This is a genomic window from Arthrobacter sp. SE2 (assembly GCF_058244265.1).
In genome coordinates, this window is record NZ_JBZAYA010000008.1 from 194269 (window position 1) to 218671 (window position 24403).

The window sequence follows — 24403 nt, forward strand, 5'->3', positions numbered from 1 at the left end:
GTTCCCGCGGTCAGGACTGGTCGGCGTCGTCCGGGAGAGGATCCCGGGCGGCGCTAGCCTCTTTAACAGCGCTAGCCTCATTAACAGCGCCACTGGCGCCTTGGGACTCAATGCGGAAGAACCGGATGCCGCGGGCGCTGCTATCGAAACGGAGCCGCAGCTGGCGGGCGCGGATGATCCACACGATGCCGACGACGGCGGTGCTGGCGCCCGCGACGGCGGCCACGCCCACAGCCCATCTGGGTCCGGCGACGTTGGACACCCAGCCGACGAACGGTGCGCCGATGGGCGTTCCACCCATAAAGATGGCCATGTAAAGTGCCATGACCCTGCCTCGCATGACGGGTTCCGTGGTGGACTGCACGTAGCCGTTGGCGCTCGTGATCATGGTCAGGGCAAACAGTCCACAGGGAATCAGCGCCAAGGCAAACATGGTGTAGTTCGGAGCCAGGGCGGCCAGTCCGCTCGCAAGGCCGAACCCGCCCGCCGCCGCGAAGATGAGCCGCATGCGTGGCCGCCCTCGCCGGGCGGAAAGCAATGCTCCTGCGACGGAGCCGATCGCCATGACCGAGTTGAGCAGCCCGAATGCCCCCGCGTCCATACCGAACTCCGTGCCGACCATGGCCGCGATGAAGAGGACGAAGTTCAGGCCGAACGTGCCCATGATGAAAATCGCGACCAGGACAACCACAATGTCCGGGCGATTGCGGACATAGCGAAGCCCTTCACGGATGCGGCCCTTGCCCGCGGCGGCGCGGGGTTGGACACGCAAGGAGGAAAGGGGAATGGCCCGGATCGCGCCAAGCATGGCAAGGAAGGTCAGGGTATTGATCATGAATACCCAGCCAGGCCCCACCGCGACCGTCAACACGCCGGCCACGGCGGGACCGATCATGCGGGCAACGTTGAAGGACGCGCTGTTCAAAGCGACGGCGTTGGAAAGATAGTCGTCCTTGACCAGCTCCGACACGAAGGTCTGGCGCACCGGGGCGTCAAGTGCCGAGACGACGCCAAGCAACAACGCGAACACATAGACATGCCACAACTGCGCTGCACCGCTCAGGACCAGGAGTCCCAGACCAGTGCTCAGGACCGCCATGGCCGATTGGGTCATGACCAGGAGCCTGCGCCGGCTGTAGCGGTCGGCAAGCAGTCCGGCCCACGGGGCCAGGAAAAGCTGCGGACCCAGTTGGAGGGCCAAGGTCACGCCCATCGCGCCGGCATCGTGGTTGCTCAGGTGGGCGAAAACCAGCCAGTCCTGGGCCGTCCGTTGCATCCACGTGCCGATATTGGAAATAAGGGCACCGATGAACCAAATGCGGTAGTTAAGGACACCGAGCGATTTGAAGGTGGACATCAGTTTCCACCTTCAGGGAATTCACTCGCCGGGTCCGCCAAGGGCTAGTCAGCCTCGATGTCGTCGGCGTCGTCGTTCTCTTGTTCGTCACCGGAGGTAGCGACGTCCTCGTCGGAGGGGCCGCCGTCGTCGTCCGCGTCAACGGGAACGCCAGCCTCGTCCGCCAATTCTTCGGCCTCGGTAGCCTCGTCCTCGGGACGGACGCGCTTTGCCCAGGGCACCCATTCGGGAGCGAGGATGGAGTCCTCCGAAGGCAGCAGGCCAAGCTCGCTGACCGTGACCACTTTGGAGCGCGAGTTGCGGGTCACGACGGCGTACCACTGCCACCCGCCGTAGCCGGCCAGCCGCGATTCGAACAGGTGCGTGACGACTCGTTCGCCTTCGGAGCGCGCGGCAATGTGGGGTCCGATTTCGGCCGGTTTTGCAATGGTCTCCACGGCGTTACGGGCGACGTCGACGGCGGCCGCAAGGAAAGCGTCCGGCTTGCCGACGCGCCACACAGGAAGGCCGGTGCGGGGTTTCGCCGTTGATGTCATGGCAGGTTTAGGCTTCCAGCTCGTCGGCAACCTTGCGCAGGGCTGCGGCGATGGCCTTGCCCTTGGCGCCTTCAGGGTACTTACCGGCGGACAACGTGCCGGAGAGATTGTCCAGGACGGATACGAGGTCCTGGACTACCGGAGCGAGCTCGCGGGCGTTCATACGCTTGGCTTTGGCGATGGATGGCAACTTATCCAGCACGCGGAGTCCCAGCGCCTGCGCGCCCCGGCGACCGTCGGCGACGCCGAACTCAACCCGGGTGCCCGCCTTGAGATCCGCTACACCTTCGGGCAGTGCGGATTTGGGCAGAAATACTTCCTGGCCGTCCTCTGCTGCGAGGAATCCGAAGCCTTTTTCCTTGTCATACCACTTGACCTTGCCGGTGGGCACGTAATCAACCTTCTTCGTTCTTACTTGCGAGACACGGCCGGCGCGCCACCGCATCCGCAGGATACTGCGGGAATAGGGGTAACTGCCTGGACCGTGTTGGTCTATTGCTTCAAGGTTATCCTGCCCGGCAGCGGATTCGCGCTTTGAGACCCCCGCAGGCAGGTCTCGCCGCCTTTGTCCGCAACCGAACTGCACCCTGGCCCCGGAACAGGGGATGCGGCCCGGGACTGTTAGCGTTGCTTCCATGATTCCCCACGACTTCCGCCGCCCGCTCACCATCGTTGCCGCAGTCGTCGCAGTCCTTTCCCTGGCGGCCGTCGTCGCCGTCATGGCGGTCGCTTTCGCCGACGGAGTGGCACCGGTCTGGGTCACGTCCACCGCTCTCTACGGGCTGCCGCTCGCCTTCATTTTGATGGCCGCGTTGGTGGTTGACTCCGTGTGGGCGCGGCGCCGCCAATGAGCAGCCGGAAAGCCCGTCGGCGGACCCGGCTGGCTGTAACGTTGAACTGATGTCCCTCATTCGCGCGCTCAGCAAGGAACTGGAAGCGCGCAGCGATGATTCGCTGCGGGCCCTGTTTGCCGCGCGGCCGGACCTCATCTCCCCCGTGGTCCCGGACTTCGCTGCACTCGCGGCGCGGGCAAGTGCCCGGGTCAGCGTGCAGCGCGCCCTGGAACGGCTCAACAAACCGGAGATGCAAGTACTCGAGACGCTCCACCTGTGCACCAACACCGACACTGGCCACAGCGTCTCCGCGACGGGACTGAAGAAGTGCATCAACGGCGCCACCCTTGCCGCGCTCGAGCCGATCCTGAACAAACTCCAGGAACTGGCCCTCATCCACCGGGCCGATCCGCCGGCTACGGTGCACAATCCAGGCCGGCAGCGTTTCTACTTGCCGGTGGGCAGCCTCAAGGACGTCATCGGCATCTACCCGGCCGGTTTGGGCCGCAGCTACACCGAGTTGGTGCGGCTGCAACCGGCCTTCGCCCAGCGCGTGGTGCACCTCGTTGCCGAACTCCACCAAAGCGGAGCCAATATCCTGGCCGCCACGACGCCCATGGAAGCGGCGCTGGCGCTGCAACGTTGGACATCGACGCCGGAGAACCTTAAGCACATCCTGTCCGAGGCACCTGTACGGACGCGTCCGCTTTTGAACAAGTTCGGCAACTGGGCCATGGGCGCCGTTCCCCAGGCCCAGCGCAAGGCTTCCGTGCTCCATGAAGGCCGCGACGTCGGTCCCGTGGACTGGCTCTTGGCCCGAGGTTTGCTTGTCCCCCTGGACGCCGGCCACGTTGAGCTCCCGCACAGCGTCGGTTTGTCGCTGCGCGGCGGCGCGATCGTGGATCACTTCACGTTGAAGCCTCCCGTGCCGGAGCTGGGCCAGACGAGTGCAGCTTTGCGCCGGAATGCCGCCATGGGTGCCATCGCCGAAGCGCTTCGGCTGGTGGGCGACCTCCTGTACGCGGTCCGCGAGCAGCCGGTGGTTACCCTGCGCAGTGGAGGGGTGGGCGTGCGTGAACTCAAACGCCTGGCAGACAGCCTCCGCCTGGGGTTGTCCGAGACCGCCCTGATCCTCGAGCTCAGTGCCTTGTCAGGATTGCTGCGCCTCGATGTGGACAGTTCCACCTGGATGCAGCCGCCATCGGTGGAATGGCTCACGCTCCCCCGCCAGGAACAGTGGCTCTGGCTGGTCAACGCCTGGCTCGCCAGCGAGCGCGCTCCTTCCCTCGTGGGCCAAACCCTCCCCGGGCCCGCCACCACGGCACCGCGGTCCGGATCTCCGGCAAGTTCAATCAACGCCCTGTCCGCCGAGGCCCAACGCCCTGACGCCCCGCTGGTCCGCAAACGGATCCTGGAGATCCTCGAAGAGCTCACCCTCGAAGTAGAAGCACCGGACGGCAAGGCTCCTGTGCTCAACGCCGAAGCCGTCATGGAACGCGCGGAATGGACCCAGCCCCGGATGTCTCGACGGTTCAGCTCCCTTGTCCGCGGAATCCTGCACGAAGCCGAACTCCTCGGGCTCATGGGCTCTGGCGCCCTGACCCAGCTTGGTTCGGCGATCGCCACCGAACAGCCCGAGCTGGCCCTCAGTATCCTCGGCGAACACCTGCCCGCGGCCGTCAATCATGTCCTGCTCCAAGCCGACCTGACCGCCGTCGCCCCGGGGTACCTGGCACCTGAACTGAGCGAAAAACTGCTCTTGATCGCCGACGCCGAAGGCCAGGGCCCGGCCACGATCTTCCGCTTCTCCGGAGATTCGATCCGCCGCGCGTTGGACGCCGGCCAGGACGCGGAAACCATCCTCGCGTTCCTGCACACCCACTCCGCCACCGATGTTCCCCAACCGCTCCGCTACTTGATCAAGGACATCGCCTCCAGGCACGGCCGGCTGCGTGTCGCCAGCAGCCCCAGTTTCATCCAAAGCGACGACGAGGCCGCCATCGCCGAGCTCGTTCGGGAGCCGGGAGCCGCGAGCCTGGGACTTGTCCGGATCGCCCCCACAGTACTGACCTCCGCCGCGAGCCCCCGGGAGACCGCGAGGGTGCTGCGCGAGCTGGGACTCTCGCCTGCCGTGCAGGAGGCGGAGACCGCCGTCGTGCGCTACAAGAGGACGACGGCCGTGGCCGGGGGCGTCCGCCCCGTTTACACTGCGCCCCGCATTGCACCGCCGGACGACGACGTCGACGCCCAGCTCGCGGTGCTGAGGCACCATCGCGCGGTCCATGGCGAATCGACCGGCGAGGTGGCAACGCAACTGGGACTCGAAACCCTGCAGAGGGCCATCCGGCTAAAGCAAGCGGTCACGATGAACGTGGTGGACGGCTTGGGGAATTCCAATACCGAAACCGTTGTTCCGGTATCGGTGTCGGGAGGACGCGTCAGGGTGTTCGACGCCGCCAGGGATACCGAGAGAGTCTTGTCCATCCACCGCATCATCGATGTGGAGCCCGCGGGGGAACCGCACAAGTGAGGAAGCAATAGTGAGCGACGGTCCGCTGATCGTACAGAGCGACAAAACCATCCTGCTGGAAGTCGACCACGAGCTCGCTACCGAGGCACGGCATGCGATTGCGGCGTTCGCCGAGCTGGAGCGTGCCCCCGAACACGTCCACAGCTACCGGCTCACCCCTCTGGGCCTCTGGAATGCGCGCGCCGCAGGACTGGACGCCGAAAAAGTCCTCGACACGCTCCTGCGCTACTCCCGCTTCCCGGTGCCGCACTCCTTGCTGATCGACATCGAAGAGACGATGTCCCGCTACGGCCGCTTGCGCCTCGAAAAGGATCCGCAGCACGGACTGGTCATGCGCACCACCGACTACCCCGTCCTCGAGGAAGTCATCCGGGCCAAGAAAATCGCACCCTTGCTGGGGCCGAGGATCGACGGCGAAACCGTGGTGGTGCATTCCTCCCAGCGGGGACAGCTCAAGCAATTACTGCTCAAGCTCGGATGGCCGGCCGAGGACCTCGCAGGCTACGTGGACGGCACTCCGCACCTGATCGCCCTGAACGAGGACGGTTGGCACCTGCGGCCATACCAGAAGCTTGCCACGGAGAACTTCTGGGCAGGCGGCAGCGGCGTCGTCGTGCTGCCCTGCGGTGCGGGCAAGACCTTGGTGGGGGCCGCAGCCATGGCTACCAGCTCCACCACCACGCTGATCCTGGTCACCAACACTGTCGCGGCCCGGCAATGGAAGGACGAGCTCCTCAAACGGACGTCGCTGACGGAGCAGGAGATCGGCGAGTATTCGGGCGCGGTCAAGGAAGTCCGACCCGTCACGATCGCCACCTACCAGGTCCTGACCACGAAACGCGGAGGCCTTTACCCGCACTTGGAACTCGTGGACGGGCACGACTGGGGACTCATCATCTACGACGAGGTCCATCTCCTGCCGGCTCCGATCTTCCGGATGACGGCGGACCTGCAGGCCCGGAGGCGTCTCGGGCTCACTGCGACCCTTGTGCGTGAGGATGGTCGCGAGGGTGAGGTCTTCAGTTTGATCGGCCCCAAGCGCTACGACGCACCGTGGAAAGACATCGAAGCCCAGGGCTACATTGCGCCGGCGGACTGCGTGGAAGTGCGGGTAGACCTGCCCCGGGACGAGCGCGTGGCCTACGCGATGGCGGAGGATGCGGACAAGTACCGGCTCTGCGCGACGTCGGAGACCAAGACCCACTTGGTGGAGCAGCTCGTGGCCCTGCACCAAGGCGAGCAGCTGCTGGTGATAGGCCAGTACATCGACCAGTTGGATGAGATCGGCGAGCGTTTGGACGCTCCCGTAATCAAGGGCGATACAACAGTCAAGGTGCGGCAGAAGCTGTTCGATGCCTTCCGCGCCGGTGACATCAAGACCCTTGTGGTGTCCAAAGTGGCCAACTTCTCGATCGACCTGCCCGAGGCTTCCGTGGCGATCCAGGTATCTGGATCTTTCGGTTCCCGCCAGGAAGAGGCTCAACGATTGGGGCGCTTGCTTCGCCCCAAGCACGACGGCCGTGCAGCACGCTTCTACTCCTTGGTGGCCAGGGACACCCTCGACCAGGACTTCGCCGCCAAACGGCAACGGTTCCTCGCCGAACAGGGCTACGCCTACCGGATCATGGACGCCAAGGACGTACCCGCCGCGTAGGGGCTGGGCGACCTAGGGCTGGCAGCTTGAGGGCTACGCAACCAGCTGTTCCGCGCGTTCCTGGTGCTCCGCTGCTTGCAGCACGACGGCGTCGATCACAGCCCAGGAGTCCTCGTCTTTGAGCTGCGCATCGGCGAAGCGTTCAGCGGCGGGGCGGTCGCTGAATGCCTCGTGCTCGATGCGTTCAGAGAGCGTGTCCAGGTAGCTGACATGGAATTCGACGGTTTTGAATTTCAACGCGTGATTCTTGTTTGTTTTCCATGGCTCCAGTGTGAAACGGGGCTCCGACAATTTAGGACTGTGCCCGCGGCGTGTTGGCTTTTGGCCCGCTTGTCAGGCCCTGCGCAGCATCGTCAGGCCCTGCGCAGCACTTCCGCGGCGGTGCTCCGGACCGCCTCAGTCACGGCGTCCAGGATCCGCGACGGTGTCCGCCACCGTTGCCAGTACAAGGGCACATCCAAGGGCTGCTCGGGCGCGAGTTCCACCAAGTCTCCGTCGGCTATCTCCCGGCCGCATTGAGGTTCAGGCAGCAGTCCCCACCCGAGCCCCAAGCGAATGGCCTCGGCAAACTCCTGGCTGGACGGAACATAGTGGCGCGGGCCTGCCGGCTCCATCCCACGCCCAGCCCCGCCGAGGAGTTCCAGGAAACGATGTTGGTACTCGTCCTTGCGGTCGAAGTCCACGGCCGGAGCTGCGCCCAGCGCGGCGACATCGACCCCGTCGGGAAGCCACCGCGCCCTGAATTCCGGCGTAGTGACAGCACGGTATCGCATGCTCCCCAGCGGCTCCACCCGGCAGCCCTGTACCGGCTCGGGAGTCGCTGTCACGGCGGCCATCACCGTTCCGGCGCGCAGCATGGACGTGGAATACTGCTCGTCGTCCCGGTGAAGATCGAAGACGGCGTTCAGCTCCGCAGGGACCTTTGTGAGTGCCCTGAGGAACCAGACGGACAAGGAATCCGCGTTGACCACGATCGGGACCGAAACCATCGGCGACTCGCCCGGCAGGCCGAGTTCGAGCTCGGCGTCGGCCTCCAACTGGGCGAGCTGCCGCGCCAGCCTGAGCACCACATGTCCCGACTCCGTCGCCTGGACCGGATTGCTGCGCTGCAGCAATACCCTGCCGGATGCTTGTTCAAGCGCCTTGAGACGCTGGGAGACGGCCGACGGCGTGATGTTCAGTGATCGGGCAGCGGCGTCGAGTGTACCTTCCGCGAGCACAGCGGCGAAGGTGTGCAGCTGTTCGGATGAGAATCTGGCCATAAGACGATATTACGATACCTAAGAATATTTAGCTGGACTAATGTCAAGGGCGAAACTTAGCCTCGAAGAATGAACTCCCACGACGTCTTCCACGCTGCCGGCTTGGGCCTCGGCACAGGACTGGCCCTCATTGTTGCCATTGGCGCCCAAAATGCTTTCGTCCTGCGGCAAGGAATCCGCGGCGAACATATCGGAGCAATCGTTGCAGTGTGCGCTATCTCGGACGCCGTGCTCATCGCGGCCGGGGTACTCGGCACAGGCGCCCTGCTCACCGCGGCGCCTGCCGCCGTCGTCGTTCTCCGCTATGTCGGCGCGGCATTCCTGGTGACGTACGGCGTGATGGCGGCACGGCGGATCCTCAAGCCACAAGCCCTCGTGTCCGCTGGTCCCGGGCCTTCGGGTGTCGGTCGAAGCGGACTGGCGGCCGCGCTGGCAACCGTCATGGCACTGACGTGGCTCAACCCCCATGTCTACCTGGACACTGTCTTGCTCCTGGGATCCGTAGCGAACACGCAAGGGCCCGGCCTGCAGTGGTGGTTCGGCGCCGGAGCCATGCTGGGCAGTATTCTCTGGTTCTGTTCACTCGGGTTCGGGGCAAAACTGCTGCGCGGATTCTTTGCGCGGCCGGCGTCCTGGCGGATCCTCGACGGAGGGATTGCCGTCACCATGGTGGGACTCGGTGTCGGGCTCGCTCTCGGCAGTTAGCCCGGGCCCACAACCACGACACCCCGATAATTCTCACAACAAGCATCCAGTCAACTCCCAGAAACTGGGAGCATCATGAATGGTATGAAAAAGAACGGTCCCGAAGCCAAGCTCCTCGTTGTCGACGACGAACCCAACATCCGTGAGCTGCTCTCCACCTCGCTGCGTTTTGCTGGCTTTGAGGTCGTTGCGGCGTCGAACGGCCGCGAAGCGCTCGCTGCCGCCGAACTTCACGCCCCGGACCTCGCGGTCCTGGACGTCATGCTCCCGGATATGGATGGGTTCACTGTCACCCGCCGCCTTCGCGCCGCCGGAAAGCACTTCCCTGTCCTGTTCCTGACGGCCAAGGACGACACGGAAGACAAGGTCACGGGCCTGACCGTGGGCGGCGACGACTACGTCACCAAGCCCTTCAGCCTGGATGAAGTGGTGGCCCGGATCCGCGCCGTGCTGCGCCGCACGCAGCCGATGGAAGACGACGACGCCGTCATCCGCGTGGATGACCTGGAGCTCGACGACGACGCGCACGAGGTCCGCCGCGGCGGCACCATCATCGAGCTCTCGCCCACCGAGTTCAAGCTGCTGCGCTACCTCATGCTGAACCCCAACCGGGTGCTTTCCAAGGCGCAGATCCTGGACCACGTCTGGGAATACGACTTCAACGGCGATGCCTCGATAGTGGAGTCCTACATTTCCTATCTCCGGCGCAAAGTGGACATTGACCCGGATGCCACCGCCTTGATCCAGACCAAGCGCGGCGTCGGTTACGTACTCCGGACGGCCGAGAAGCGCTGACCTTGTTCAACCGTTGGAAGTCGGCCTCCCTCAGGTCGCAGCTGGTCGCCATCATCATGGGGCTGCTGCTCCTTGCCCTGGCCGCCACGGGCGCCGGGACGCTGACGCTCGTCAAGAGCTACCTCCAAGGGCAAGTGGATGACAAACTCAAGGCTGCGGTCCAGATCGCCCAGCAACAGCAATCTTTCGCCAATCTGTCTGAGGCGGGCCCTGCCGTGCCCACGGACTATTCGTTGACGCTCTACGTCCAGGGCCAGCCGCCGTATCCGTTCGGCGGCAGCAAGACGGATCGGCCGAGCATCGCCACCATCACACCGGGTGAAGCCAAGAACCGCAATTACGCACCCTTCCAGGTGAACGGCACCGCCGGCGGCGATTGGCGTGTGGTGGCGGTCAACGTCGTGGACAACCGGACCGGGCAAAACGCAGTAGTGATCGTCGGGCTGCCCCTGTCCCCCGTGGACAAAGTCATGGAACACGCCACGCTCGTAGTGGTCGGCGTCGGACTCTTGACCCTGGTGCTCGCGTTCTTCATCGCCACCTGGACTGTTGCACGTTCCTTCCGTCCCCTCTCACGCGTTGAAAAGACTGCAGCCGCTATCGCCGCCGGTGATCTCTCACGCCGCGTGGAGGTCGAAAACCCGGTCACCGAAGTCGGTCGCTTGGGTGCTTCCCTCAACGCGATGCTCGCCCACATCGAGTCGTCCTTCGCGGCCCGGGCGGCTTCCGAGGCGAGAATGCGGCGATTCGCCGCCGACGCCTCCCACGAACTGCGGACCCCCTTGGTCACTATTCGCGGTTTCTCCGAGCTCTACCGCCACGGCGCCCTTGCCACGCCGGAAGATGTGGGCACCGCCATGGGAAGGATCGAGAGCGAAGCAAAGCGGATGGGATCCATGGTGGAAGACCTGCTCCTGCTTGCCCGCCTGGACGAACAACGGCCGTTGCAGCTCAAGCCGGTGGACCTGCACCTGCTGGCGAACGACGCCGTCGTGGACTCATTCGCGACGTCCGGCGAGCGGAAGATTTCACTCACGGGGCTCGACGGCGGAGCGGCAGCGCCTGCCCCCGTCCAGGGTGACGAGGCCAAGCTTCGTCAGGTGCTCGGAAACCTGGTGGGCAACGCCCTGAGATACACCCCGGAAGGAACGCCGATCGAGCTCGCCGTGGGGGTGCGGAACACGCCCGGCGGTCCCTTATCCGTTCTCGAGGTGCGGGACCACGGCAGCGGCATTCCGGCCGAGGAATTGCCCCGGATCTTCGAGCGCTTCTACAGGGCGGATACTTCACGCACGCGGGAGACAGGCGGCAGCGGGCTCGGTCTCGCGATTGTCGCTGCAATTGTGGGGTCCCACGGCGGTACCGTCAGGGTCGAAGAGACCGACGGCGGCGGGGCCACCCTGGTTGTCAGCCTCCCCTTCCAGGACGACATGTCCGAGGTACCTGAAGATGCGGGTATCGCCGACGCGGAGATCTCCGACTAGCAGTTTTCTATGCTGGGCGGCTTGATGTAGCGAGTTGTCCACATAGGAAGATTCGGCTCTGCCTGCGCCATGTGACGGCTTCTAGGCTCATTGTGTGGACCACAAGCCAGCCGCACCTGCGGACCCCTTTAGTTGAAAGGCAACGCCCTATGAGCGTCATATCCGTCGATACCGAACTGCTCCAGCTCAAGTCCGCCAACGTCAAGGCCACCGTGGATCGCATCAGCGCCGACGTCCAGGCGATGAAACGTGGCCTGGACGAGCTCCAAGCCACCTGGAAGGGGTCAGCGGCCAACAATTTCCAGGCCCTCGTCTCCGAGTGGACGTTGACCCAGAACAAGGTGGAGGCCTCACTCGCATCCATCAACATGGCACTGTCCTCCGCCGCGGCAAGCTACCTCCAGACCGAGCAAGGCAACACCCAGCGGTTCAGCTACTAGTAACTGAGGCTGGAAGGTCCCGGCGGGGCGGTTATTCTGCCCTCCGCCGGGATCTAGTTGCTTTCCAGGGTTCAGTTGCCTTGCGCGGTTCGTCTGCTTCCGCCCCGTTACTTCTCCGGCGTCGACTGGTGGAAGCGCAACCGCCAGCGGCCGTCGTCGAGCAACCAGATCGAGCTCCGCAATGCCGAGCCGGTTCGCCCATAACTTCTGTAATTGAGCAGCATGGCGTTGCTGGAGATGCGCTCTGCGGAAATTATCTCGACCTCCGCGGTTTCGCCTGGATCGCCCTCCAACGCCATCATGAGCTCATCGCGGGACCACACACGTCCGGAGCTGCCAATCTCGGTGAAGTCCGGGTGCAACAGGATCCCCGTACGCCCAAGGTCTCCCCTGACGTCGGGCCTCAGGAGCTCCTTCTCAAGGAGAATCACCGTTTCTTCGTCTGAGCGCCCGCGCGCCTGGCCAAGGACTGTTTCCTCGTCGTCTCCGGCGAACAAAGTGGACTCGATGAACGGCTCCTGTTCCATGAACGCCGCCGGCGCGTTAGGCAAGGATGACCCGCTCAAGAGGTCCTGACCGCCGAACAACGTGAGGTCTTCATCCGGGGCATCGGCGTCGTCGTGGTCGTCGAAAAGCGAGGGCGCTTCCACAGGCACTGTGCGGGCTGACGGCGTGCGCGCTGCTGGCGTGCGGGCAAAGGAGCGTGCAGCTTCATCAGCCCCCGGATAACCCGGTCCGCCGGGAGCAGCTGTTCCCTGCTGGAACGCGGTGGCGACAGCGCGGGCGCGCTCGTCGGCGGCCTCGTTGAGGTCGTGGCCGGCGTGGCCCTTGACCCACTCGAACGTGTACTTGCGGCCGACAATGGCCTGGTCGATGTCCTTGAGGAGATCGACGTTCAAGACGGGCTTTCCGTCGGCCTTGCGCCAGCCCTTGCGCTTCCATCCCGGCATCCACTTGGTGATGGAGTTGATGACGTACTGGCTGTCGCAGAGAATCTTCAGCTCTTCATCGGGCACGTGTGCCGTGGACCGGAAGAGGTCGAGCACCGCCATGAGCTCGCCCTGGTTGTTGGTGCCGTGCGGCCAACCGCCGGCCCTCCAGCAAGAGTCGTTCACGTACCAGGCCCAGCCGGCAGGCCCGGGATTGCCGAGGGCAGAACCATCGGCGGCAGCAATAATCGTCATGGTTTCCATCCTGCCAGACCGCCCCGACACTCCCGGACCGCGAGGCAGTGAGCGAGCGTCGGGCCAAAACCCCACACAAGTGAGCGAGCGTCGGGCCAAAACCCGATATAGGTGAGCGAGCGTCGTTAAACGGCGACGACGGCCCCCACCTGAAGTGGGGACCGTCGTCGTGCGTGTGGCTAGTGAGCCAGCGCGGGGGCTTAGAAGCCGCCCATGCCGCCCATGTCGTCGCCGCCACCCATAGACGGAGCGTTCTTCTCCGGCTTGTCGGCAACAACGGCCTCGGTGGTCAGGAACAGACCAGCGATGGACGCAGCGTTCTGGAGAGCCGAGCGGGTGACCTTTACGGGGTCGTTGACGCCGGCGGCCAGCAGGTCCTCGTAAACGCCGGTTGCAGCGTTCAGGCCGTGGCCCGACGGCAGGCCGCGGACCTTGTCGATGACAACGCCCGGCTCGAGGCCGGCGTTGTAAGCGATCTGCTTGAGCGGAGCGTCGATGGCAACGCGGACGATGTTGGCGCCCGTTGCTTCGTCGCCTTCGAGCTGCAGGTTGGCGAATGCCTTGGCACCGGCCTGGATGAGGGCAACGCCACCACCGGCGACGATGCCTTCTTCAACGGCAGCCTTCGCGTTGCGGACTGCGTCCTCAATGCGGTGCTTGCGCTCCTTGAGCTCTACCTCGGTTGCGGCACCGGCCTTGATGACTGCAACGCCGCCGGCCAGCTTGGCCAGGCGCTCCTGCAGCTTCTCGCGGTCGTAGTCGGAATCGGAGTTCTCGATCTCGGCACGGATCTGCGCCACGCGGCCGGCGATGGCGTCGGCGTCGCCGGCACCTTCGACGATGGTGGTCTCGTCCTTGGTGACAACAACCTTGCGGGCGTTGCCGAGCAGTTCGAGGGTTGCGTTCTCGAGGCTGAGGCCGACCTCGGAGGAGATGACCTGGCCACCGGTGAGGATGGCGATGTCGGCGAGCTGTGCCTTGCGGCGGTCACCGAAGCCCGGAGCCTTGACGGCAACGGACTTGAAGGTGCCACGGATCTTGTTGACGATCAGGGTGGCCAGGGCCTCGCCCTCGATGTCTTCGGCGATGATCAGCAGCGGCTTGTTGGACTGCATGACCTTCTCCAGGACCGCAACGAGTTCCTTCACGTTGGAGATCTTGGAGTTGACGATCAGGATGTACGGGTCTTCGAGGATGGTTTCCTGGCGCTCTGCGTCGGTGACGAAGTAAGCGGAGATGTAACCCTTGTCGAAGCGCATGCCTTCGGTGAGCTCAAGCTCAAGGCCGAAGGTGTTGGACTCCTCGACCGTGATGACGCCTTCCTTGCCGACCTTGTCCAAGGCTTCAGCAATGAGGTTACCGATTTCGGTGTCGCCGGCAGAGATGGAAGCCGTGGCAGCGATCTCTTCCTTGGTCTCGATCTCCTTGGCGGAGGCGAGCAGCTCGCGGATGACGGCTTCAACAGCCTTCTCGATGCCGCGCTTGAGGGACAGCGGGTCGGCGCCGGCAGCTACGTTGCGCAGGCCTTCCTTGACCAGTGCCTGGGCCAGGACGGTGGCAGTGGTGGTGCCGTCGCCAGCGACGTCGTCCGTCTTCTTGGCAACTTCCTTGACCAGCTCTGCGCCGATCTTCTCGAACGGGTCGTCCAGTTCGATCTCTTTAGCGATGGAAACGCCATCGTTGGTGATCGTGGGGGCGCCCCACTTCTTTTCGAGGACGACGTTGCGTCCACGCGGGCCGAGGGTGACCTTGACGGCGTCGGCGAGGATGTTCAGACCCCGCTCGAGACCGCGGCGTGCCTCTTCATCAAATGCAATGATCTTGGCCATAACGGCGGTAGTCCTTTCGGGACAGTCGTTAAGAAGGTGCCTTCACTGCGGTGCCCGCGACGGACGATCCTTCGCATTCGGCCTCTGTACGCCGCGTGCTCCGGACCTCACCCCAGCAAGGTTTTCTTTGTTCTCCCAGGCACCACCACTGTTTCCATACGGCCGCAGCCGCGAAGAATTAGCAGTCAGTGCTTGAGAGTGCTAATCAATAATTAGCACTCACCTGAGGAGAGTGCAAGCAGCAAGAGCTGGAAACTACTCGCCACGCCAAGGGAATTCGCTACGGGCACAAGCCCTCACGGAGTCCGTGAGGCCGTCTCCTTGCCGCTAACCCGCGCAGTGTTGTCTGCCCCGTAGGTGAAGACCATGTAATTCGACGAGGTGACGTCGCCGTTGGCGTCGAACCCGATGGTGCCGGACTCGCCGTCGTAATCCGGGAGCTTGCCCCCCTTCAGCAGCTCGACGCAGTCCTTGTATGACGTACAGGACGCGCGTTCTTTCGTTGCCGCATCGCCCGACGTCGGACGCGTCCCGCCGGACACTGTGGTGAGCCAGGCCGCGATCGAGCCACCAGCGTCGTCGCCCGCCGCTGCGGCCGCAAGCGCCGCGAGGGTAACGGCGTCGTACGTCTCGGCGGCGTACGTCGTGTCCTTGAGTTTGGGGTAGATGCCAGTCAGATCGGCTTGGAACGCCGCACTCGGGAAGACACCCGGAAGAATCCCCCGCGCGCCGTTGAGGCCACCGGCACCGAGCGCGGTTCCGTATTGGCGGATGGCACCGTCGCTCAAAATCAGGCTCTTGCCGCTCAGCCCCGCGTTTAGTAGCTCGGCCAGGGCGCCTTGGGCACCATCACGGGCAACCACGACGACGGCGTCCGGTGTGCCGGACTTGATGCCCGCCGCGGCGGGAGCTGCTTTGCCGGCCGCGAATTCCGCGTTGGTCACGGCGTCCATTCCGAGGCCGCGGGCGGCGTCCATGACCGCTCCGGAGACACGTGTACCGTAGTCCCCGGCTTCATGCATGACGGAAATCCTCTTGGCGCCGGCGTCGTGGGCAAGCTTCGCCAGGACGCTGCCCTGTGCGGCATCGGCGGCCGAAGTGCGGAAGTAAAAGCCGCCGTTCTTGTAGCTGCTGAGTCCTGACGCCGTGTTGGCCGGCGAGATAAGTGGAATCCGGGCAGGAGACAGCACATCGATGGCGGCGGGCGCATGGCTGGAATCCGTCGGCCCCACAACGACGTCGGCGTGGGCTGAGAGCAACGCCTTGGCTTGCGCCGCGGTATCGGCAGTGAAAGCCGCCGCGCTGGCCCCCTGGCTAGCGCTGCTGCTTTCGCTGGCCACCGACGCCGGAAGCAACTCGACGGGATGGCCCTTGTATCCGCCTGCATCGTTGATTTGCTTGACGGCCAACTTGGCGGCTGCCAGCTCGGACTCGTTGAGGAATGCGGAACTGCCGGTATTGTCCAGAATCACACCGATGCGCACGATGCCGTCGCCGCTCGGGGTAACCGAGCTGAGCCTGGCGTTAGCCACGGGGGCGGAACATCCGGCCAGTCCAAGGGCCAAGGCGGCAAAGCCTGCAAGAAGAGGAATTGCCCGGGACCGGCGCCCTCCGAGGGGCTGGGTTCCAAAAGGCTGAGTTCCAAAAGGCTGGGACAGCCCTGTTGCCGCAACACCCACTAGATGAGCCGCACGCTTTCTGCCTGCGGGCCCTTCTGGCCCTCGCCCAGTTCGAAGTCGACCCGTTGTCCTTCTTCGAGCGCACGGAATCCATCCATCTGGATGGCGGACCAATGCACAAAGATGTCGTCACCGGACTCATCGACAGTGATGAACCCGTAGCCCTTTTCGGCATTGAACCATTTGACGGTTCCCAAAGCCATGATCCCCACACTTTCAACTAGCAGTGGCCGGCTTCCGGGATCTCCGGGCCAGCTCACAACTACTGTAACCACAGTCACGTTGCCGTAGCGCAACCTCGGGTGTGGGTGGCCGCAATGTTATTGAGGCGTAACCGAGTTGCTACTTGTAGCCGGGGCCCAGAATGACAACCACGGGCTGCTGGAATTCGGCACTGTCCACAAGGTTGGAAATGCCCAGCAATTTACCGAGCGCTTCGGCATTGCCCTTCTGGGCTGCGCCCTTGTAGAAGACCGACGACGTCTGCTGGGGCATGCCACCCCAGTTTGCGACGGTGGACAACGGCCAGCCTCCGCCTTGAACGAGGCCGGCCACGCGGGCAGCCAGGCCACCGGTGGTGGTGCCGTTGTAGACCGCGACTGCCGCCGTCTTGTCCAACGGCGCCGTGCTCGGGGTCGGCGTCGGCGTGCTGGAAGGTGTGTCGCTCGGGCTTGGCTGGCTGGACGCCTGCGCGGCGCCGCTTGCGGATGGTGACGTCGCGGCGCTTTGCTTGGGGGCATCCGCGGTGACGACGGCTTGCGGCGTCGTCGAAGAGGTGAATCCAAGCTTCGGAAGGATGAGGAACGCAACGAGGCCTACAGCCAGCGCAATGCCGCCCAGCAGCAGCACCGGCCACAGGGCGGGCCGGGAAGCGGACGCGACGAGCCTGTGGACACCTTGGCGCGATGAGCTCTGCGGGACACGGTCGAATTCATCCCGGGCAAATTTGGTCATGGTGAAGCCTTGTCCTTGCTGCTTGCTTGCTGGGGGATCAGCGGGTGCTCTAAGCGTCAGAACCGAGACGACGCGCTGTGCGGGCCCTCTGACGTGACATACGTAGTCTACGCAATCTCTTGACCAGCATAGGATCGTGCGCGAGTGCTTCCTCGGTGTCGATGAGGGCGTTGAGCAGCTGGTAGTAGTGGGTCGCGGAGAGATCGAAGAGTTCCCTGACGGCCTGTTCCTTGGCCCCGGCGTACTTCCACCATTGCCTCTCCAGGGCGAGCATCTGCTGTTCACGCTCGCCGAGCGGCGAATCGCTGCGGAGTCCGGTGGACAGGTCTTCGAGTACCAATCCAGTTGCTACGGACGCCATGGGTTCGCGTGCGGGTTCTGCCACGACACACTCCTTCGACGCATTGACTGAAAAATGTCCCCCGCCCATGGTAACGGGCGAATAACATCGATGTCATTTGCCCCGCCGCCTTGCGGAGCCGCTTTCCCCGGAGCCTCCGGACAGGGACAATGACTGGGTGGCAGGCGAAGAAGCGTTATTCGAGCTTGAATCCGAGGATCACTCCGCCGAGTTCGAGGCCCTCCCGGGAATGGCTTTGGCGGACCTCATGGCGCCGGACTGGGCCGACGCGCTCTCTGGCGTCGAGGACGAGTTGCGCTCGGTGCTGACCTTCGTGGCGGCCGAGGCAACACGCGGAACCCACGTGCTTCCTGCCGCGTCCAACCTCCTTCGCGCCTTCCGGCAGCCGCTTGCCGACGTCAAGGTGCTCATCCTGGGCCAGGACCCCTACCCGACGCCGGGACACGCCGTCGGGCTCTCTTTCGCGGTTTCCGGGCCAACCCGGCCCATCCCCCGCAGCCTCTCGAACATCTACCGGGAGATGGAGTCCGATCTCGGACTCCCGCCGCGGGTTCACGGCGATCTTTCGGCTTGGACGGGCCAAGGAGTACTCCTCCTGAACAGGGTGCTCAGCGTCGCGGCCGGTGCGGCCGGCTCGCACCGGGGCAAAGGCTGGGAGGCCATCACGACGGCGGCGGTCGCCGCCGTCGCCCGCCGCCGCACAGTTGCGGGCAAGCAGAGTCCGCTCGTCGCGATCTTGTGGGGCAAGGACGCCGAAGCAGTACAGCCTCTGCTTGAAGGCGCCCCTGTGATCTCCTCCGCGCACCCCAGTCCGCTCTCCGCCTCGCGCGGTTTCTTCGGTTCGCGCCCGTTCAGCCGGGCCAATGCCCTGCTCCGTGCGCAAGGCGCAGATCCCGTCATCTGGGAGCTTCCACCGCTGCCCTAGCTTAGGCTTGCCTACATGACATCTTTGCCCGCGACGTCGTCTGCATCCCGCAATACCCGCCCCCAAGTGAACCTGACGGTGCTGCGCACTGAACAGCTTTCGCCCCATATGGTGCGCATCATTGCAGGTGGACCCGGGTTTGCCGGTTACGCGAACAACGACTTCGTGGACCGGTATGTAAAGATCGTGTTCCCGCAGCCCGGCGTCGACTATGAGCTGCCGCTGGATCTTTGGGCCATCCGGGAGACAATGCCCCGCGAACAGTGGCCCTACACCCGCACCTACACCGTCCGTTGGGTGGACCAAGCTGCGCAGGAGCTGGCAATCGACTTTGTGGTCCACGGCGACGAGGGCCTTGCAGGCCCGTGGGCACTGGCAGCCCAGCCCGGCGACACGCTTGTTTTCACGGGTCCTGGCGGCGCTTACAACCCGGCGCCCGACGCCGACTGGTACCTTTTCGCGGGCGACGACGCCGCGCTCCCGGCGATTGCCGCCGCGATCGAATCCCTGCCGGCCGACGCCAAAGGCTTTGCCTTCCTCGAAGTCGATAGCGATGCCGACATCCTTGCTATCGCGGCTCCCGACGGCGTGGAGTTGCGTTGGCTTCTTCGCTCCGGGGTCCCGGCCGGATCAAGCTCGATCCTGCTCGATGCCTTGGGCGACGCAGAGTGGCTGCCCGGCCGCGTCGACGTGTTCGCGCATGGTGAGCGAGGCTATATGAAGGGGTTGCGGGAGATCTTCTTCAAGCAGCGTGGGCTGGAGCGTTCCCAGGTATCCCTTTCCGGATACTGGGCCCAGGGGCGCGTAGAGGACGACTTCCAAGCGGAGAAGAAACTCCCGATCGGGCAGATCTAGGGACTGTTTCCGCTGGGTCGCCCTCCGGACGCGGCGGGCTATCGCCGGCGGACGCGGCGTCGCTCGTTGCTGGCAAGCCCCTTGGTCAGCGGCCGGGCAAGGTTGTCGCCCAGCACAATTCCTGCGGCCACGCCCAGCACGATCGCTCCCGCGTTGAGCATGCCGCCCGAACCCAGCAGGACGTCTGCTTCCTGCACCGTCAATACATACATGGAACGGAATATCTTCAAACCCGGGAGCAGGATGAGGGCTGCCGGGACTGCCACCACCAGCTGCGGGGCTCCGAGCCTGAGTGCCACCATGCGGGCGAGCAGACCAATGACCACGGCGGAAATCGCCGGCGAGAGCCGGTCTCCGAAGCCGAGGTTGGAAGCCCCCCACAAGACGAAGTAACCCACCAAGCCCACTGCCGCCGTCGGGAGCAGAAGTTTGAGCAGGGTCTGTTCGGTGATGCCGATGGCAATCACGCCGATGGCAATCAGGATCGCCTGGCCCCACAACGGATACGCTTCGGGGAATGTTTGCGTGACATCGATCGCGACGCTGCCGATGAGGTCACCCACAACCACCGCGACGGCGATGCCGGCAACGATCGCGCCGAAGGTCAGGATGGTGGACAGGAAACGTCCGGCCGCAGTCACGGGGAATCCGTTGATGGCGTCTTGCACCGAAGAGACGAGCCGACCCGTTGGCAGGAGCAAGAGAATGCCGCCCGCCACGACGATGGACGGCGGGATATCCGCCCCGGCCCAGTGGAGCATCAGCGCGATGAACGTGACCAGGAAGGAGCAAGCGGCTGTCACGAAGAAGTCAGGCGTGCGCCACTTGCCCAACTGCCGGGCCACGAGGTTGACAAGCATGTTGGAGACGAAAGCCAGAGCGGACGCTCCAACTCCCCCGCCCAGGACTCCGACGAAAACGGCGGAGAAGACGCCGAACGCCATGGTGACCATCCACCGCGGGAAGGGCTTGCTGCTGCGGATGATGTCATCCAGGCGGCTCACCGCTTCTGACCTGCCCACCCCGCCGGCCACGATATCCGTGACGAGCTGGTGCACCTGGGCCAGTCCTGCGTAGTTGTTGGTCCAGGAGCGAACCACCCGGAGCAATGTAATGGGAGTCTGGTCCTTGGGCGCGTAGTTGAGCGCGACGGACTGGTTGGTGATGTCGACTTCGATGTTCTTCAACCCGAGTGCCGCCGTGACCGCGATGATGCTGGTCTCGACTTCCAGGGCACCGGCTCCGTAACGAAACATGGATTCTGCCATGTGCAGCGCGAAGTCGATGGTCTTGCGGGCCGAAGCATCAACACCGCCCACGTGGATGATGGGGTTGGCGTAGGGACTGCCCGCCAGGCGATCGACGATGCTCATGGGCGCGGTGGGAGGATTCTCGCCCTGCACGAGCCTGCGAAGCATGCGTTTAGCATTGACATTCTGGCGCACCTGGGATGGCTTGAGCGGCTGCGTCTTGGGCAAGCCGTCCGTGTTGGGCCTGTTGTCGGGGCGGTCAGTCACGCGGGTGTTCCTCCAAAGGGCGGGGTTCCTCCAAATGCGGGGTTCCTCCAAATGCGGGGTTTTGCACATGCAGCAGACGGGTCGGCGCTGCGATTCTAGTAGAACTGCTGGCCCGTGCGGCGGGTGTAGACCTGCCGCGCAATACGTTCCCCGGCCGCGGTCCAGAGCTTGTACTTCAGCGGGCTGATGACTTGGTCATAGCAGCCGACGAAGTCGGTGACGGTCTTGCTGAAGCTTGTCTTGAACAGGCCAAGTCCGTGGAAGGGGTGCGAGGTGTCTTTGAGCCGGTCAGCGGGCGGGGTGCCACAAAAGTCGTACTCCGTGCAACCCAGTTCCTTGACCTGGTTGATGGCCCTCCACTGGACCAAATGCGAATCGCCGTACTGCGCGCGCTTCTGCAGCGATCCGCCGTCCTTGTAGGTGCCTTTCCGGCCATAGTTGATGACGAAGGCTCCAACCGAGGGGACACCGTTTTCGAAGACAAACAAGAGCCTGCCTTGGCCACGCTCGATGAAGTTGGTCCAGAACTGGCGATAGTACCCGAATTCGCGGACCCGCACTTGGGACTTCGCCTCGACCGTGTTGGTCATCAGCGCATACATGGAGCGGAAGTTCTCTTCCGTGGGTTCCATGGTCTGCACTTCAACCCCTTCGCGGATGGCGCGGCGGACGGCGTTGCGGCCGCGGGAATGCAGGTTGCGCAGTAACTGGTTCTCCTCGGGAGAGATGTCCAGCAGGGCCGTGGAATCGTTCGGCTGCAGATTGGGGGTCTTGACCACCCCGGTGGCCTCGATCGCGTCCCGGGCTTCGTCGCTGAGGACGATGTCCGGCTCGATTTTCACGGCGAAAACCCCGAGCTTGTCCCGCTTCACGAATTCCTGGTTGGCCTTGATGATCCCGGGAATGTCGTCGACGCCGGCCACGTCAGGGCCCTTGATGAGGTACCAGAGCTTGCCGAGCAGCGGAAACGACTTCTCCAAGACCAGGTTGTAGCTACTGTATTCCTCGGTCTCGTAGACGAGATGCAGAGGCTTCCAGCCGAAGTGTTGCTTCACGTCTGCGAAGGCCTCGGATTGGAGGAGGTTGCCGCCGTTGGGATTGGCCGTGACGTGTTTGTCCCAGTGTTCGATTTCCTCGGCGGTGGCAAAGCGTGCGGTAAATTCTCGCAAGGGGGCCGTGTCCAATCAGTTGCTTACTTGAGGCAGCAGGCGCCGGTGTGCGGCGCAGGCGTTCAGCCCCAAGTCTATCGGCCCAGACGGAGAGCTACCGCCTGATCGGTCTCTGACGCCGTCAAACCAGCGCCCTTCGAATCCTCACAGCCACGGCAAAGGTTCCCCAAAGTCCGCAACTATCCCGGCGGCGGAAAGTGGTTGTAACGAAAACCGAACCAGGAGGACCCGATGATCGTCTACCGCCCCATTCCGCCACTCTCCACCGGCCGTAGCAACAGCTTTTGGGCGGTATTCGCTGCCATGGCATCCGCGGCATTGCTCGGCCCTGCCTGGCCGTCCGGTACGCGCCGCCTGGAACTTCAGGACGCGGGCGTCAGCACTCCACGACGTTGACCGCGAGGCCGCCCATGGCCGTTTCCTTGTATTTGGAGGACATGTCCTTGCCGGTTTCGCGCATGGTCACGATGACCTCGTCCAAGGACACGCGGTGGGTGCCGTCGCCCCAGAGCGCCATCTTCGCAGCGTTGATGGCCTTCGCCGCAGCGATCGCGTTGCGTTCGATGCACGGGATCTGCACGAGCCCGCCGATCGGGTCGCACGTCAGGCCCAGGTTGTGTTCCATCGCGATCTCCGCCGCGTTCTCCACCTGTCCCGGCGAGCCGCCCATGACTTCGGCCAGGCCGGCGGCGGCCATCGAAGAAGCTGAACCCACTTCACCCTGGCAGCCCACTTCGGCGCCGGAGATCGAGGCCTGCTCCTTATAGAGCACCCCGACGGCACCCGCGGCGAGCAGGAACTTCACGATCGTCTCGTCGCGGTCCTGTTGCGTGGCTTTGTCCATGCCGGGAGCGAAATGCAGGGCGTAGTACAGCACGGCGGGGATGATCCCGGCGGCACCGTTCGTGGGCGCGGTGACCACGCGGCCGCCGGAGGCGTTTTCCTCGTTCACGGCCAGCGCGATGAGGTTCACCCATTCCTGCCAGTACTTCGGATCCCGGTAGTCAGGGTCCTGGTCTTTGGTTTCCTTCAGGAGCCGCTCGTGCCAGTCGGGAGCCCGACGGCGGACCTTCAGTCCGCCGGGCAGCACGCCTTCGCGCTTGAGGGACGTTTCGACACAGGCCTCCATGACGGAGTAGATGTGCAGCAGGCCGTGGCGGATTTCCTCTTCGGTCCGGGAGGCGCGCTCGTTGATGAACATGATGTCCGAAATGCCAAGCCCCTTGGAAGAACAGCGGCCCATGAGTTCGGCGGCAGTGCGGAAGGGCAGCGGGAGTTCCTTCTTGGACTCCTCCAGTTCCTTCTGGGCCGCGTCCTCTTCGCCTTCGCGGACGATGAAGCCGCCTCCCACGGAAAAGAACGTAGCCTCGTGCAGCACCTCGCCGTCGGCGTCGGACACGGAGAACTTCATACCGTTCGTATGCCGGGGAAGGACCGTGAGCGGGTGCAGGATCATGTCCGCTTCCCCGTACGGCAACGCCACCCCCGACTCGGGATCGACGGCGCCGCAAAGGTTCAGGGTGCCGGTTTCCGCGATCGAGGCGAGCCGTTCCTCCACCTCCTCGGGAAGGATCTCCTCGGGGTGGTAGCCCTCCAGACCCAACAGCACAGCGGTCATGGTGCCGTGCCCCCGGCCCGTAGCAGCCAAGGAACCGTACAGATCAACGCGCAGGGACGCCACCCGTTCCAGGGCACCGGACTCCTTCAGCTCACCCGCAAAGACCGCAGCAGCCCGCATCGGCCCCACGGTATGCGAACTCGAAGGACCAATCCCAATAGAGAAAAGATCGAAGACGCCAACAGCCATGTCGGTTTCCTTAGTTAGTTGTGGTCGGGTGGGGAGGGTGCCGGACATCCTCTGCATGCTGGGCCCACACCGTCCGGGTTCCCTGACCGAGCTTGCGAGGACAGGGGGACGGTGGGGAGCATGCTGCCGGATGCCCAGCCCCCTCCGAGGGGCCGACAGGCCGCGGTTTTCGAAAGCGTGCGTCAAAGCGACGAAGGAGCAGCACGCGTGAAAACTGGGGTCTGCCGGACCCGGAGCCAGGCCCGGAGAACCTCAGCTGAGGTTCGCGACGCCGGGGTAGAGCGGGTGCGCGGCGGCGAGTGCCTCCACGCGGTGACGCAGACCGGTCAGGTCGGCGTCGGCGTCGGCGATCAGTGCCTCGGCGATGATGTCCGCAACTTCACGGAACGCCGCTTCACCGAAACCGCGGGTCGCCAGTGCCGGGGTGCCGATCCGCAGACCGGACGTCACCATCGGCGGGCGCGGGTCGAACGGAACCGCGTTGCGGTTGACGGTGATGTCGATCGCAGCGAGGCGGTCCTCGGCTT

The 24403-nt window shown here is 64.3% G+C and carries 23 protein-coding genes and 1 pseudogene; 9 read left to right on the forward strand and 15 right to left on the reverse strand.

Translation table 11 applies throughout. The annotated features are described in order from the left end of the window. Positions 1 to 10 precede the first annotated feature (10 nt). From AC4CS3_RS13295 to AC4CS3_RS13305, 3 genes are read right to left on the reverse strand one after another with little or no spacing between them, the layout of a single operon-like run. The gene (locus tag AC4CS3_RS13295; protein WP_490783882.1) at positions 11 to 1357 is read right to left on the reverse strand and encodes an MFS transporter; all 1347 of its coding nucleotides are present in this window, start codon (positions 1355 to 1357) and stop codon (positions 11 to 13) included. Positions 1358 to 1401: 44 nt separating this feature from the next. Further along, on the reverse strand, positions 1402 to 1893 hold the full coding sequence (locus AC4CS3_RS13300) for a DUF3027 domain-containing protein (RefSeq protein WP_441413741.1): 492 nt from the start codon (positions 1891 to 1893) through the stop codon (positions 1402 to 1404). A gap of 7 nt (positions 1894 to 1900) precedes the next feature. Further along, positions 1901 to 2284, reverse strand: coding sequence for a cold-shock protein (locus AC4CS3_RS13305; RefSeq protein WP_059388199.1), 384 nt, complete (start codon positions 2282 to 2284; stop codon positions 1901 to 1903). Positions 2285 to 2528: 244 nt separating this feature from the next. Here AC4CS3_RS13305 and AC4CS3_RS13310 point away from each other — a divergent pair, with 244 nt between their 5' ends. From AC4CS3_RS13310 to AC4CS3_RS13320, 3 genes are read left to right on the forward strand one after another with little or no spacing between them, the layout of a single operon-like run. Beyond that, positions 2529 to 2744 carry a hypothetical protein gene (locus AC4CS3_RS13310; protein ID WP_441413740.1) on the forward strand — a complete coding sequence of 72 codons (216 nt, stop codon included), beginning with the start codon at positions 2529 to 2531 and terminating at the stop codon, positions 2742 to 2744. A gap of 49 nt (positions 2745 to 2793) precedes the next feature. Continuing rightward, complete coding sequence (locus AC4CS3_RS13315) at positions 2794 to 5256, forward strand: helicase-associated domain-containing protein (protein WP_490783883.1); 2463 nt, start codon at positions 2794 to 2796, stop codon at positions 5254 to 5256. Positions 5257 to 5266: 10 nt separating this feature from the next. Beyond that, a complete protein-coding gene (locus AC4CS3_RS13320; protein WP_490783884.1) occupies positions 5267 to 6910 on the forward strand; it encodes a DNA repair helicase XPB in 1644 nt (547 codons plus the stop codon). 33 nt (positions 6911 to 6943) lie between these two features. Here the strand turns inward: AC4CS3_RS13320 and AC4CS3_RS13325 are convergent, their stop codons facing one another. Further along, on the reverse strand, positions 6944 to 7147 hold the full coding sequence (locus tag AC4CS3_RS13325; RefSeq protein WP_490783885.1) for a hypothetical protein: 204 nt from the start codon (positions 7145 to 7147) through the stop codon (positions 6944 to 6946). A gap of 116 nt (positions 7148 to 7263) precedes the next feature. Beyond that, positions 7264 to 8172 carry a LysR family transcriptional regulator ArgP gene (locus tag AC4CS3_RS13330; protein ID WP_490783886.1) on the reverse strand — a complete coding sequence of 303 codons (909 nt, stop codon included), beginning with the start codon at positions 8170 to 8172 and terminating at the stop codon, positions 7264 to 7266. A 69-nt stretch (positions 8173 to 8241) separates the two neighbouring features. Between AC4CS3_RS13330 and AC4CS3_RS13335 the strand changes: the two genes are divergently transcribed. From AC4CS3_RS13335 to AC4CS3_RS13350, 4 genes are all read left to right on the forward strand, one after another. Beyond that, the gene (locus tag AC4CS3_RS13335) at positions 8242 to 8877 is read left to right on the forward strand and encodes a LysE/ArgO family amino acid transporter (protein WP_490783887.1); all 636 of its coding nucleotides are present in this window, start codon (positions 8242 to 8244) and stop codon (positions 8875 to 8877) included. Between the two features lie 84 nt (positions 8878 to 8961). Beyond that, complete coding sequence (locus AC4CS3_RS13340; protein WP_234751552.1) at positions 8962 to 9672, forward strand: response regulator transcription factor; 711 nt, start codon at positions 8962 to 8964, stop codon at positions 9670 to 9672. A gap of 2 nt (positions 9673 to 9674) precedes the next feature. Next, on the forward strand, positions 9675 to 11156 hold the full coding sequence (locus AC4CS3_RS13345) for a sensor histidine kinase (protein WP_490783888.1): 1482 nt from the start codon (positions 9675 to 9677) through the stop codon (positions 11154 to 11156). 149 nt (positions 11157 to 11305) lie between these two features. Next, on the forward strand, positions 11306 to 11596 hold the full coding sequence (locus tag AC4CS3_RS13350; protein WP_490783889.1) for a WXG100 family type VII secretion target: 291 nt from the start codon (positions 11306 to 11308) through the stop codon (positions 11594 to 11596). Between the two features lie 107 nt (positions 11597 to 11703). On the opposite strand, the gene AC4CS3_RS13355 is transcribed toward AC4CS3_RS13350, so the two are convergent. From AC4CS3_RS13355 to AC4CS3_RS13380, 6 genes are all read right to left on the reverse strand, one after another. Next, on the reverse strand, positions 11704 to 12780 hold the full coding sequence (locus AC4CS3_RS13355; protein WP_490783890.1) for an RNase H family protein: 1077 nt from the start codon (positions 12778 to 12780) through the stop codon (positions 11704 to 11706). Between the two features lie 200 nt (positions 12781 to 12980). Continuing rightward, positions 12981 to 14609, reverse strand: coding sequence for a chaperonin GroEL (gene groL, locus AC4CS3_RS13360; protein ID WP_269998773.1), 1629 nt, complete (start codon positions 14607 to 14609; stop codon positions 12981 to 12983). 296 nt (positions 14610 to 14905) lie between these two features. Beyond that, positions 14906 to 16141: an ABC transporter substrate-binding protein gene (locus AC4CS3_RS13365; RefSeq protein WP_490783891.1), complete on the reverse strand. Its 1236-nt coding sequence runs from the start codon at positions 16139 to 16141 to the stop codon at positions 14906 to 14908. A 146-nt stretch (positions 16142 to 16287) separates the two neighbouring features. Further along, entirely contained in the window at positions 16288 to 16491 is a 204-nt protein-coding gene (locus tag AC4CS3_RS13370; protein ID WP_059388209.1) for a cold-shock protein, read from the reverse strand. A gap of 139 nt (positions 16492 to 16630) precedes the next feature. Then, positions 16631 to 17242, reverse strand: a complete 612-nt coding sequence (locus AC4CS3_RS13375; protein WP_490783892.1) for a LytR C-terminal domain-containing protein — start codon at positions 17240 to 17242, stop codon at positions 16631 to 16633. A 49-nt stretch (positions 17243 to 17291) separates the two neighbouring features. Beyond that, positions 17292 to 17627 carry a DUF3263 domain-containing protein gene (locus AC4CS3_RS13380; protein ID WP_490783893.1) on the reverse strand — a complete coding sequence of 112 codons (336 nt, stop codon included), beginning with the start codon at positions 17625 to 17627 and terminating at the stop codon, positions 17292 to 17294. 133 nt (positions 17628 to 17760) lie between these two features. Between AC4CS3_RS13380 and AC4CS3_RS13385 the strand changes: the two genes are divergently transcribed. Together AC4CS3_RS13385 and AC4CS3_RS13390 are read left to right on the forward strand one after the other, a co-directional pair. Further along, complete coding sequence (locus AC4CS3_RS13385) at positions 17761 to 18528, forward strand: uracil-DNA glycosylase (protein ID WP_490783894.1); 768 nt, start codon at positions 17761 to 17763, stop codon at positions 18526 to 18528. A 15-nt stretch (positions 18529 to 18543) separates the two neighbouring features. Continuing rightward, positions 18544 to 19383, forward strand: a complete 840-nt coding sequence (locus AC4CS3_RS13390; protein ID WP_490783895.1) for a siderophore-interacting protein — start codon at positions 18544 to 18546, stop codon at positions 19381 to 19383. Between the two features lie 38 nt (positions 19384 to 19421). Here the strand turns inward: AC4CS3_RS13390 and AC4CS3_RS13395 are convergent, their stop codons facing one another. The 4 genes and pseudogenes from AC4CS3_RS13395 to AC4CS3_RS13410 all read right to left on the reverse strand — a co-directional run. Continuing rightward, positions 19422 to 20900: a threonine/serine exporter family protein gene (locus tag AC4CS3_RS13395; RefSeq protein ID WP_490783896.1), complete on the reverse strand. Its 1479-nt coding sequence runs from the start codon at positions 20898 to 20900 to the stop codon at positions 19422 to 19424. Positions 20901 to 20995: 95 nt separating this feature from the next. Then, a complete protein-coding gene (locus AC4CS3_RS13400) occupies positions 20996 to 22069 on the reverse strand; it encodes a lipid II:glycine glycyltransferase FemX (protein WP_490783897.1) in 1074 nt (357 codons plus the stop codon). Positions 22070 to 22445: 376 nt separating this feature from the next. Beyond that, positions 22446 to 23876 (reverse strand): L-serine ammonia-lyase, encoded by a 1431-nt coding sequence (locus tag AC4CS3_RS13405; RefSeq protein ID WP_490783898.1) that lies wholly within the window; start codon positions 23874 to 23876, stop codon positions 22446 to 22448. 252 nt (positions 23877 to 24128) lie between these two features. Continuing rightward, positions 24129 to 24403, reverse strand: a pseudogene (locus AC4CS3_RS13410) (serine hydroxymethyltransferase); the annotation flags it as partial.